The 12,139-nt window shown below is 32.8% G+C and carries 10 protein-coding genes; 6 read left to right on the forward strand and 4 right to left on the reverse strand.

The window, feature by feature from the left end; all coding sequences use genetic code 11:
• Positions 1-82: 82 nt before the first annotated feature.
• Together LEM02_RS05695 and LEM02_RS05700 are read left to right on the forward strand one after the other, a co-directional pair.
• Positions 83-1,085, forward strand: a protein-coding gene (locus LEM02_RS05695) for an IS630 family transposase (protein ID WP_226080485.1) whose coding sequence is annotated in 2 segments (ribosomal slippage) — positions 83-592 and positions 594-1,085 — 1,002 coding nt in all. Because the reading frame shifts where the segments join, the coding sequence is not laid out codon by codon here.
• 100 nt (positions 1,086-1,185) lie between these two features.
• Positions 1,186-1,896, forward strand: coding sequence for a class II aldolase/adducin family protein (locus tag LEM02_RS05700; protein ID WP_226080486.1), 711 nt, complete (start codon positions 1,186-1,188; stop codon positions 1,894-1,896).
• Between the two features lie 175 nt (positions 1,897-2,071).
• Here the strand turns inward: LEM02_RS05700 and LEM02_RS05705 are convergent, their stop codons facing one another.
• Positions 2,072-2,719 (reverse strand): heme exporter protein CcmB, encoded by a 648-nt coding sequence (locus LEM02_RS05705; protein WP_226080487.1) that lies wholly within the window; start codon positions 2,717-2,719, stop codon positions 2,072-2,074.
• Positions 2,720-2,827: 108 nt separating this feature from the next.
• Between LEM02_RS05705 and LEM02_RS05710 the strand changes: the two genes are divergently transcribed.
• Together LEM02_RS05710 and LEM02_RS05715 are read left to right on the forward strand one after the other, a co-directional pair.
• Positions 2,828-3,205: a TraR/DksA family transcriptional regulator gene (locus LEM02_RS05710; protein ID WP_007302671.1), complete on the forward strand. Its 378-nt coding sequence runs from the start codon at positions 2,828-2,830 to the stop codon at positions 3,203-3,205.
• 94 nt (positions 3,206-3,299) lie between these two features.
• Positions 3,300-4,532 carry an IS256 family transposase gene (locus LEM02_RS05715; protein WP_226079221.1) on the forward strand — a complete coding sequence of 411 codons (1,233 nt, stop codon included), beginning with the start codon at positions 3,300-3,302 and terminating at the stop codon, positions 4,530-4,532.
• A gap of 142 nt (positions 4,533-4,674) precedes the next feature.
• On the opposite strand, the gene LEM02_RS05720 is transcribed toward LEM02_RS05715, so the two are convergent.
• Entirely contained in the window at positions 4,675-6,309 is a 1,635-nt protein-coding gene (locus tag LEM02_RS05720) for an ankyrin repeat domain-containing protein (RefSeq protein WP_226080489.1), read from the reverse strand.
• A gap of 312 nt (positions 6,310-6,621) precedes the next feature.
• Entirely contained in the window at positions 6,622-6,753 is a 132-nt protein-coding gene (locus LEM02_RS06725; RefSeq protein ID WP_255586174.1) for a hypothetical protein, read from the reverse strand.
• 513 nt (positions 6,754-7,266) lie between these two features.
• Between LEM02_RS06725 and LEM02_RS05725 the strand changes: the two genes are divergently transcribed.
• Both LEM02_RS05725 and LEM02_RS06820 read left to right on the forward strand, forming a co-directional pair.
• Complete coding sequence (locus LEM02_RS05725; RefSeq protein WP_226080498.1) at positions 7,267-7,410, forward strand: hypothetical protein; 144 nt, start codon at positions 7,267-7,269, stop codon at positions 7,408-7,410.
• On the forward strand, positions 7,370-7,654 hold the full coding sequence (locus LEM02_RS06820; RefSeq protein WP_226080496.1) for a reverse transcriptase N-terminal domain-containing protein: 285 nt from the start codon (positions 7,370-7,372) through the stop codon (positions 7,652-7,654). Before LEM02_RS05725 ends, LEM02_RS06820 begins: the two co-directional genes overlap by 41 nt.
• Here the strand turns inward: LEM02_RS06820 and LEM02_RS05735 are convergent.
• Positions 7,608-11,228: an ankyrin repeat domain-containing protein gene (locus LEM02_RS05735; RefSeq protein ID WP_226080491.1), complete on the reverse strand. Its 3,621-nt coding sequence runs from the start codon at positions 11,226-11,228 to the stop codon at positions 7,608-7,610. The two genes, LEM02_RS06820 and LEM02_RS05735, sit on opposite strands and share 47 nt — an antisense overlap.
• Positions 11,229-12,139: the final 911 nt, after the last annotated feature.

Raw genomic sequence — 12,139 nt, forward strand, 5'->3', positions numbered from 1 at the left:
TACCAATTCCCACTATGCAAAGAACAGATAGACAATAATGGGAAAGAAGTGATAATAAAGTAGATAAAATAGAGAGGTATAAATGGCATTAAGGTCAAAACTATTAGACGAAAAAGTTGTAAATTTGGCGAAAGAAATGTTAAAAAAGGTCAGAAATAACGCATATGTTTCAAAAAAGTTACAAGCGGTGATAGCAGGAAAAGAAAGTAGTATAAGCGCTGTGGCAAGAATATGTAAAATTTCAAGGACTGCTTTGACTGAATGGATAAAGCATCTAAAATTTGGTAGAGTAGAAAGATTATTTGCCCCGTCTCAGCGGCGAAGAAAAAGCAAATTAAAGAAAAATCAACGTGAGCAAATTGAAATATGGGTAGAAAGAAATCCAAATATTACTATTAAGGAAGTGCAGATAAAAATCTCAGAGGAATTTGGCCTAAACATTAGCAAATCAACAGTGCACCGTGAGATACAAAGGATGAAATTTTCTTATATAACACCGAGGCCAATGCACCATAAACAAGATAAAAACAAGCAAGAAGAGTTTAAAAAATACTTCAATAAAATAGTCAATTCCCACCCTGAAAAAGAGGTGTTTTTTTGATGAATCACGATTTGGAACTCATTCAAAAATCGGACACGGATGGTTTAAAAAAGGGGTCAGAACGCAGGTTAAAATGAAAATTGGTAGACAAAATTTCTATATCTACAGTGCGGTAAATCCAAGAAGTGGTAAGAAAATCAGCCTACTTGCTCCATATGTAAACACTGATTGTATGAATATATTTCTGGAGCAGATGTCGAAAGATTTAGGCACGAAAAAAGCCTTTCTTGTAATGGATTGTGCAAGTTGGCATAGATCAAAAAGTTTGAAATTTCAGGAAAACATTACCATTATATACTTGCCTCCTTATTCACCGGAACTGAATCCTGTTGAGAGGTTGTGGCAATATATCAAATACAATACTTTACGTAACAGAGTCTACGATACCATAGGCTTACTTGCAGATGTTCTGTGTAATTTTATTGTCAGTATTTCCAGCACTACTATTAAACGAGTTTGTAATGTTTCTTATTTGTTCTATTAGTAATGGAATTTGGTATTAGTATTTCAACGTAGGTTCACCTTTTAGTTTGTAATAAACTTTTTTTCACGTATAAATCTTTAGAAAATTTTAGTCAAGAGCTATGTTATTAACAAATAGTGAGTTGAAAAGAGACCTAGTTAACGCCTATCAGATTTTATCTTATCTTAAATTAGATGATCATACGTATACTCATCTCTCTGTACGTTCTGAAGATAAAAAGTCATTTTATGTTTATCCGTTTGGTATACGTTTTGATGAAGTAGATGAAAGTTCATTGATGAAAGTATCGTTTGATGGGAATATAATTGAAGGCAAAGAATATCAATATAATAAAACTGGCTATGTAATCCATGGCTTCATTTATCAAGCAAGGAAAGATATTCAAGCAATTTTTCATCTACATACACCTTCTATTGTAGCAGTTTCTTCTCTCAAGGATGGATTACTCCCAATAAGTCAGTGGGCGCTGCACTTTTATAATAAGGTATCTTACCATGATTATAATTCCCTGGCACTTGATGATATAGAAGGAAAAAGATTAATAGCTGATTTGAAAGAAAATTTTGTGATGTTAATGCGCAATCATGGATCTATAACATGTGGTCAGACTATACAAGAAGCAATGTTTTATACGTATCACTTAGAACAAGCTTGTAAAACTCAATGCTTGACGCTAGCAATGAACAGAGAGTTGTCAATTCCAAGTGAAGAAATTTGCTCAAAAGCTGTAAAGGATCTTCTGTCTTTCGAAAGCAATCTTGGTGAGAGAGATTGGCACGCATGGGTTAGGTTGATTAAAGGTAAGTTATAAAAGTTTCTGACTCTTCGATAGATATTAGATTTCTTGCATAACCAGCTAGTCTGAAATCCAATAATGGTTTCACACGCTGTAACTCTTCAATTTATGCAAGAAGTCTAATGTCTCCATCTCTACTTAAGTTAACACCCTTAACTAAGCAGATACAAGAAATAACTAGTAAGTTTTTTCAATCCTGCTCCACAGCAAATTTTAATGCTATGTGAGTAGTTATAGTGCTGTTAACAATTAAAATGACAAAAACTAAGATGGTGATTAGTAGTGTATAAATATTCAAGGATAAATTTTCAAATTGAGTTAGCAATTTGAAATATACAAAAGTTGGCATTATCATTGGCAAAACAAGAATTTGCGACACTCCTGATGCTAAGTTATTTCGACCAATCATCAATGCATTTCCAGTAGCTGAAATATTAATGATTATCAGCGTATTAAATAATAAAGACACTCCAACTGCTATTGAATGTTCAATATTATTGCCTAGAATTGCAAAGCTGAACATGAAAGAAATCACTGAAATCGGTAACCCAAATAATAACCAGTGAGCGAAGATTTTATAAGCAACTATCAGCCTAGAAGAGAGTGGCTGTACAAAGATTTGCTCTAATATTCCATCATGATAATCAGATGTAAATAAATTATTTGTAGAGATCTGCAAAACAAATGTAGCACATATCCATGTTAATGTTAATATGACTTCTTGTTTACTGTTGTTTTCAAGTGTATATGAAGATAAACTTAACATTATAATAAAAATACATACTACATAAGTAAGATTATTATCATTTATTACTAATTTTTTTACCGAACTAATCATACCAGGATTTTAAATGTTTATTATAAATTATAGTGTTTACTTTGAGGGTAGTATAATTTTTTTTGTTTATAAGTTATATAAGTTTTAATATATTTTATTGATAATGCTATGGAAAAATTAATAAAAATAAAGTTACCGGAAGATTACGTTCCTTCAGAAAATGAAGAATATATGAACGTAAAACAACTGGAATACTTTAGCTTAAAGTTACAATCAATACTCTCTGAACTGGAGAAACAAGATCTAGAAGATAGTAGTATTTATTCTGATAGTGAAAATGGAGAATTAATTAAGCGCCGAAAAGATAGAAAAGAAAAAATTAAGGAGGCGTTGGAAAAAATAAAATTAGGCATTTATGGTTACTGCGATGGAACGGGAGAAGAAATAGGAGTCGAAAGACTTAAAGCTAATCCGCTTGCTATGTATTGTATTGAAGAACAAGAGAGAATAGAAAAAGAAAAGAACGTGTATAACATTAATGATTAGAACTTGTCCGGGAATTGATAAACGGGAGTGTTAAATAAACTGTGTCAAACCAAGAAATAAAAATATAATTGATATAAAAAAATGGAGGTTTGACATGAGTCAAGTAAACAGAACTACCGGTTTGGTAGACTATAAAGAACTGGAAGCAAATATTCTATCATCGATAAGAGAAGGAAGGCCGCTGACGGGAAGAGATGGAGCATTAACACCGTTTATAAAAAGGTTGCTAGAGGCAAGTCTGGAAGGTGAAATAGAAAGCCACATGTCAGCTAAAAGTGAAGAAAATAACCGAAGAAATGGGAGAAACGCAAAAACTTTACGCACGAGTGGAGGCTCATTTGAGTTGTTAACACCTAGAGACAGGGAAGGAAGCTTTGAACCCCAAATAGTTAGAAAAAGACAAACAAGCCTACATCCAGAACTTGAAGCAAAGGTCTTAAGCACATTTGCCAGTGGCATGGGATACAGAGATATAGCGTCACATATTGAGGAAATTTACGATCACAAAATATCGGCGGCAGAGATATCAAGTATTACTGACAAACTGCTACCAGTAATCAACGAATGGCGTAGTCGTCCGCTGCAGTCTGTATATCCGATAGTTTTCATGGACGGAATATTTTTTAAAGTCAAGGAGGACGGGCATTGTGTAAGTAAATGTATGTATAATATATTAGGTATAGATCAAAATGGCAGAAAAGAAGTATTAGGTTTTTATTTAGCTGAAAGTGAAGGAGCTAACTTCTGGTTGGGAGTACTAAATGATCTCAAAGAGAGAGGAGTGGAAGATATTCTAATTGCATGTGTAGATGGGCTAAAAAGCTTTCCTGCAGCAATAAACGGTGTGTTCCCTAATGCAGAAGTGCAGATGTGTATAGTGCATCAGATACGTAACTCACTGAAGTATGTAGCTAGTAAAGATGCAAAGAGTTTTTTGAGTGATTTAAAGAAGGTATATCAAGCTTCAAGTAAGGAAATTGCCGAGAATTATCTGTTGGAATTAGATGAAAAATGGGGCACAAAGTACCCTATGGTTATAAAATCTTGGCAGAATAATTGGGAAAACCTATCTGGTTATTTTAAGTATTCCGATCCAGTTAGGAGGATAATCTATACTACTAATCCCATAGAGGGGCTACATAGGCAAATTAGGAAATTCACCAAAACCAAGGGCTCATTTACCAACACAAACGCCTTGTACAAACAGGTATATTGTGCTATAAAAAAAGTAGAGCAAAAATGGGTAATGGCTTTGCCTAATTGGGCATTAACTATATCTCAGCTCGATATTTTCTTTCCCAACAGATTGAAAATTCAGTTGAGCTAAAAATGTGGTTTGACACAGTTTATTTAACACTCCCTAATTGATCTTCAAAAATCCTATTCAAAGGTCCTTATATAAGCGAGAAATATCTCACTGATTCTAGGAGCTTCTATTTTCTTTACATCATACCTCCATGTATCCCTCTTTAATTAAGAGATTGACTAGCTCCTTGAATTTGTTCAGTGCTTGGACACTTAAGGTTACTATTTATATCTTGATTATTAATCATCTTTACAAGTGTCTTTACTTTCAGCGTAGTAATATGCTTTTCTTTCACATCTTCAAAATCCACTAAATTAATTAGATTCATTTCCGTTTCCCATAGAAAATTGTTATAATCATTTCTATGAAACATAAAAAAGTTTTCTATACCAGCAAATGACATTTTTTGAAAATCTTCTTTATAATCTTTTGATAAAACATCAATCAATGGTCTATGATTATGAAGGAAAATTTCTTTTTTCACTTCATTAACCTTATTAATTAAAATATAAGCATATTCTGGATAATGCTTTTTCAAACCTTCTTGGTTATTCAATCTACTGCGTACACTTTCACTTTCCTCAAAAATACCGACCAACTTTTCTATATCACTTTCTTTCAAAAAGTCATGTAGCAACTTATTTTCTTTTTCAATCTCTTGAACTTCTCTTCTGCAGTTTCTACAATGTTGCAAATAATTACTGCGTCGATCGTACGAAGTACCTAGAAATATCTCCTTTCCTTCTACGAGTAATGGATTAACATACAAACCAGCAGCTTCTAGTTTTGCTATGTAATGTACTATTATTTCATATGGTTCATTATTTCCTATAAAAACCAGTCTAGTAATATCTGCTCCTTTTTCTATTAAAAGTTTTACTACATCTACATGACTATTTTCAGCAGCAAAATGTAAAGGAGTCCTTCCATCTTGACCTGCTGCATTAACATCTGCTCCTTTTTCTATTAAAAGTTTTACTATATCTACATGACTATTTTCAGCAGCAAAATGTAAAGGAGTCTTTCCATCTTGATCTGCTGCATTAACATTAATTCCCTTTGCTTTTAATAGAGTATTTACTATTTCTACACAACCATCTTTAGTAGCCAAATGTAAAGGAGTCCATCCATAAAGAACCCCTCCATAAAGAGTCCATCTATGAAGAATCCATATATCTCTACCTGCTGCATTAACATTAGCCCCTTTTTCTATTAAAAGTTTTACTATATCTACATGACTATTTTCAGCAGCAAAATGTAAAGGAGTCCATCCATCTCTATTTTCTGCATTAATACCGGCTCCTACTTTTATTAGAAGTCTTACTACATCTTTATGATCATTTTCAGCAGCAAAATGTAAAGGAGTCTTTCCATCTTGATCTGCTGCATTAACATCCGCCCCTTTTTTTATTAAAAGTTTTACTATATCTCTATGACCATTTTCAACAGTAAAATGTAAAGGAGTCCTTCCATCTTGATCTGCTGCATTAACATCTGCTCCTTTTTCTATTAAAAGTTTTACTACATCTACACGACTATTTTCAGCAGCAAAATGTAAAGGAATCCTTCCATATTCTTGATCTAATGCATTAACGTCGATTCCCTTTGCTTTTAACAGAGTACTTATTGTCTCTACATGACCATCTTCAGTAGCAAAATGTAAAGGAGTCCTTCCATCTTGACCTGATGTATTAACAGCTGCTCCAGCTTCTATCAAACTGCTAATTTTTTCCACATTTTTTTCTTTAACAGCGGCAAAAATTTGTTCATTCAATTCCTGTTGTTGTGTTTCATTCATAAATTACCTCATAATTTAAAATTTTAACTAATCAATATCTAGCAATCGCAGCAATTTAAAGGCTTCCTTTTTTAGGGCATTTGCATTTCTCACATACTTTTGCTCCTTTTCCATTCTATTGAATCTTTGCTACATTTCTATACTAGTAAAGAGATTTTTAGATTTTATTAACAAGGGCGTGAGAAGAGTTCGTTTTGAGATGGCATAATCTACCAAACGATACATACGAACTTTTTTTTATATCAATTTATTACTTCATTTCTCTGGCTTTTTGAATATTCCCCTAATGAAATTAAATAGCTTACTGTAAAATTAGCTTCCTTTTAAGTTCTTGTTATTCACAGATTCTACAGCAACATTATTAAATGAATATGCGGGAATCTTACTATTTATATTAACAATGCTTTCCGTTCTATCAGCAAGACCTTCAAATTGCATTGACATGTCAGATGGTGGATTCTGACTACCTTGAAGCAATTGTATATTTGATGCATTTTCTTCAGTGCGACCTGGAAGGTCATGGTTTTGTGGTGGTTAAATTCCATCTTCCCAGACATCAGGGATAATGTATATCTCACACTTCAAAGAGTGGCAACCTCTGGGATGCAAGCATGAGATAAAAGCAGGTAACACTAAATCTCGTGGTGAATCCCTGCAAACAGAGTTAGATATGATTACGAGAGAAACCTATGTTTGAATTGTCGTCAAAGCATAATATGCGAAAAGAGATTGAACTACGCATAGACCAAAATGGTACGAAGCAAAAAGGGAACTAAAGATTGAAGACTTTAGTTATTGATGTTCCAAGCTTCCGGCAAATAGTAGGAATCTAAGTTTAACGTGAAACGAAGCCATGGAACAGAGTAACCACATGGAAGCTCTTACTATTCTTTGTTCAAAAGGATAATAAGGTGGCCAACTGAATGCTTCTATGTGGAGGGATTGTTTAAGAAGCCAATGCTCAAAGTAATATTTGGGATATGCAGACGTAAACACTGTAATTTGGAAGGTAAAGTGGTGAATAGTAGTGAATATGTTATGAGCCAACAAAATGTTAGGTATGAATGGAATTTGGCGCAAGCTAAAGAAATCTTCATTTAAGCTACAAAAACGAATTTACCAAGCTTCTAAATGTAATGATATCAAAAAGATGCATAATCTTCAGAGATTATTACTCAAATCAACAAGTGCAAAAACACTCGCTGTTAAGAAAGTAACACAGGACAATAGGGGGAAGAAGACTGCAGGTATTGATGGAAAAGCTAACCTTAATCAAAAAGAAAGATTACAACTATCAATTATAGTCTTAAGTCCTTGTTTGCAGGTTGTACAGAGACGCTGCTAAATGAAGATATAGGTGACCTATGAGTTAAGTTAACCGTGCTTTTATCTTCAAATTGCAATGCTTCACTTATATTTTCTAATTTTCTTTTTTTAGTAGTGTATTCATCAAATGCTTTTAGGTGTCTTTCATGTGATTGCATTTTTAAGTATGGAGCTGAGTACACAATAGATTGAGGTTGATAGCAACAAATACTACTTGGGTAATAATTGGTAGTATAATGGTACAAATCATCGTTGAGTTCAAGTTTCACATTAGCTCCTTGTTCTAAAGAAAAAAGGCACCTAGCGCTGTCGTAGCAATGAAACTTAACATCGTAGTTCTGAGGAATATTATTACTAATATCCTCTAGATTCGTATTAACGTTATTCATTACAAGGTAGCGAACAGTCCTTGAGTGACCATATATATCAGCAAGGTGCAAAGGAGTCATATGATCTTCATTCTGTAAATTTATATCAGCTCCATGCTCTACAAGGTAGCGAACAATTCCTAGGTAACCATACATAGCAGCAAAATGCAAAGGAGTCATACCATTCTTATCCTTTAGATTTATACCAGCTCCATGACCTACAAGGTAGCGAACAATTCCTAGGTAACCATATATAGCAGCAAAATGCAAAGGAGTCATAGCATCTTTGTTCGGTACCTCTATTACAGCTTTTTTCTTTATAAGGGATTTAAGCATGCTTAATCTACCATTTTTAGCAGCAAAATGCAAAGGAGTCATACCCTTTTTATCCTGTAAATCTACTGTAGCCCCGTACGCTAGAAGGTACTCAAAAATCTCTAAGGAACTATGTTCAACAGCATAGTGCAAATAACCTTTACCTTCTCCGTCCTTTGAATTTATATAAATCTCTTTTTCCTCTATAAAGTATCTAACGACCTCTAAGCAATTATTTTCAATAGCATAGTATAAAACAGTACTATCAAACTGAAAATACTCGTTATCAATAAAATACCTAACTATTTCTAGTCGATTATGGAGAGCAGCACAGTCTAAAAGGGTAAGGCTCGGGTCATCATTTACCTTAAAATCAGCCCCTTTTCCTATAAAGTATTTAACTAATGCTAAGTGACCATATATAACAGCATATTCTAAAGGAGTAGATCCATCTTTATCACCGACATTAACAATTTTACTTAATTTACTTGGATCTACATTCTCGAATATAAGCTTAATAACTTCTTCATTATCATCTATGGCCAGAAAATGTAAGATATTCATTCCATAATAATCAGATTCAATAAATTCATTAACTAACTTTTTATATTCACTTGCATAATTCCAAATGGATATGATATGGCTTACATTTTTACAGTTATTATTCATCAATGATATCATTATTTTTCTTAAAAATTTTTCTTCTCTTTCTTCTTTTCTTTGCTCTAACCTTATCATTTTTTGTACTTCTTGATGAATTTTTGCTATCCCTTTCTCTAATCCAATCAATGAGAACTGATTAAGTAGATCAAGTGCATCCAAAACCCTTTGTTGATTTTCTTTTGATTCCCCCTTGAAAAAAATTTCTTTTGTATTAATTTGATTAGGATCCAGGTAAGCCATGAATACTAAAATAACATACGCTTGCTGCCCAACATTTTTTTCTTCTTTTATTTTATCAATGTTAACCTTCAAAGCTTTAAAAGATTTTTTATTAACAACTTGTGTCTCCAAAAAATCAGGTTTTGATTGCTGAGCTACTCTATATTCCTCCAGATATTCTCTAATACTAAGCCCTTTTTGTTTAATGCATGATGTTGCTGCTTTCAAATCTAATGGAAAACAATTAAGCTCTTCTATTAACTCTGATATAGATTTACCTTGTGATTCATCTTCCCCTAAGGTTTTTCGAGTAAATTCCTCGGCTTCTCCTTTTTTAAAATTACCCAACTTTATTTCTTCTATATCTTCTATTTCTTTTTTCCAATCCTTGTTAGGAGAAGTAATTAAAACGCAAGGTTTTTCTCTATTAGAAAAAACAGGAAAGCTTGATGGTAAAAAATTTTCAATCTCCTTATAACTACTAGCATCATCGAAAACAAACAAACTTTTTGTGTCTTGAAGATACTCATATACATCCTCGACAATAGATTTAATATTTCTCTCTCTCCTTTGCTCACTTTTTCTAGAAATTCCTAATCTTTCAGCCAACCTACGAAATGAATTTGAAAGCTTGGTATATGATGAGGCATCTATCCACATAATCTTTGCCCAAGTACCCTTACGCCTTTCACTAAACCCATAACCTCTAGCAAGTTCGCTTTTTCCTATTCCAGACTTCCCACTAATTAAGACTACTCGTGACATTTTTACTTCTTGACTACTACTGTGTAACCTTAGGTTCAAATTTTTTACCACCTCTTTTCTTTCAATGAAATTTTCTGGTGTCTTGTCAAAACTATAGGAAAATTGACGCCTATCTTCATCTTGTTTTCTAAGATGTTCTTTTACATCTTCTATATCTTTCCTTTTCACAGGATCTTGTTCATTAATCTCCTTTAATATAAAACGAGCTAATTCTTCTTTTTTTTCATCATTTAAAATATACACATATCTTTCTATGGGTGCTTCACTAGATACATACTTTTGTTTTACCTCCTCCCACTTTCTTAACTCCCATTCAAAGGGAAGCCGATAGCCGTATTTTTCAGCACAGTTATATTCCTCTAGATTATGTTCCTCAGAATTATATTGATAATAATTAACAGCTTCATCTTCTTCTTTTTTCTTTATTCCTACCCATTCATACAATTCTGAGGTTACTAAACTTTCACCACTTTGCTCATCTTTTATTTCATATCCAGGACGCGTAAAATATCCTTTCTTTTTTGATTTAGCTAGAACAACACCTTGTGTTATAAGATCAACAGAAAAGTCTTGTTCCTCAGAAGTTAAAAGGTAATTCATTGTTCTATGTATAGCATCTATTGCTAACTTCTTAACTCTCCTATGATAAAAAGAGGGATCGATATCTATAACCTTTATGAATGGTTCCTCAAACCTGTGAAAAATTTCTAAGCCAGCTTTTACTAAAATCTCTCTCATTTCAGTTTGGTAGCAAGGCATAGTTATTGTAGAAATATTTTTCGCTCCTTTCTTATGCCGTTTTCCTGTAACATAACGATTGATACTCTCATTAACTTTAACACTAAATAATTTTAGTGGACTTGCTGGAATAGTATTATTCAAAACAGAACTAAAGCTAGCTGAAGCTTTGCTTATTTTTTGTATATTTGAATCTGGTTCTGCCTCCTCAAAATATTTAGATAATTTTTCCTCGAATTCTTTAACAAAAGTCTTAACAAAAAAAGTTGCTTTTTTCACTATTTCATCACTTGTAATGCTTATACAGCTAAACATTTCTTCATCATCAGTCGATGTACTACTGCTGCCTATAGATGAAGATCTTGTTACTTTAGGGCTCTCTTGACTTCGTCCGCACTGAAGTTCTCCATTAGATAATCTATCTTCATGATTAAGACCTCCTTTTGCTCCTATTGTTGACTCAGTATCTATATAATCCATTTGATTATCTACTACTCGTTTCCCTATATTTTCTTTACCTAACATAAAGCCCCCTATATTTTAATATTCATATTTGAATTGTTTTGTCATAATCTCTTTTCTGAAGATTTGTTTTGATATATAACCCATTTAATTCTTATGCAGCTGTACCAAACCAATTTGCTGCAAAAACCTTACGGTAATCCTAAGTAACTTTAATTACAGTGCGCTTTTCTTTTGCTTTCTTACTAAACTAGATATATTCTTAAAAAAGCCAAGATTGCTTTCTGAATGATGTACATAATACAGTGCATCTAACGTAACACTCCATGTATTCATTACATTAAACTGCACTGTAGATAAAAAGATCTAGCAAAGCAAGAACTTTTTTTGCATGTTTTAGCATTTTATTTGAGATGCATAGTTTATGTTTTTAAAACCAAAGCTAGTGCTTACAAACACACTTCTGTTTTTTTACTGCAATGTACTCTTTGCATTTCTAAATAAATTAACACTCACTTAATCTCACATGTCATTAAAAATTTAAATAATATAGTCATTTCCAGCAACCAAAACCAAGGGCGGTGAGAAGTGTTTTCTTTGGAATCAATTGGTCTGCCACTCGATACATACGAACTTTTTAATACAGTGATTTTGCTATACGCTAAAACTAGCCATATTAGCATATTTCATCCATATCTACATACGAACTGGTTTGCCTAGCTTTGTTGCAATAATTTCAAGCTTCTATTTTTATAACTTTATTTTTACATGGCTTGTTCTCACAAATATACGATCTTTTTTGTGATTTTCAGAAAAGTAAAGAAGTCAATAAATGAATTTTTTGTGATGCTAAATGAGATAACCTTTTGAAAATATTCAACCAATAAAAAAGCTTGTATCTCCTACCTAGTGCTCCCCCTTGCATACTTGAAAAAACTACTCAAAAAACTTATACACCAGCCCCACTGCCTTTC

This window comes from Wolbachia endosymbiont of Tribolium confusum, assembly GCF_020405475.1.
Lineage (GTDB): Bacteria > Pseudomonadota > Alphaproteobacteria > Rickettsiales > Anaplasmataceae > Wolbachia.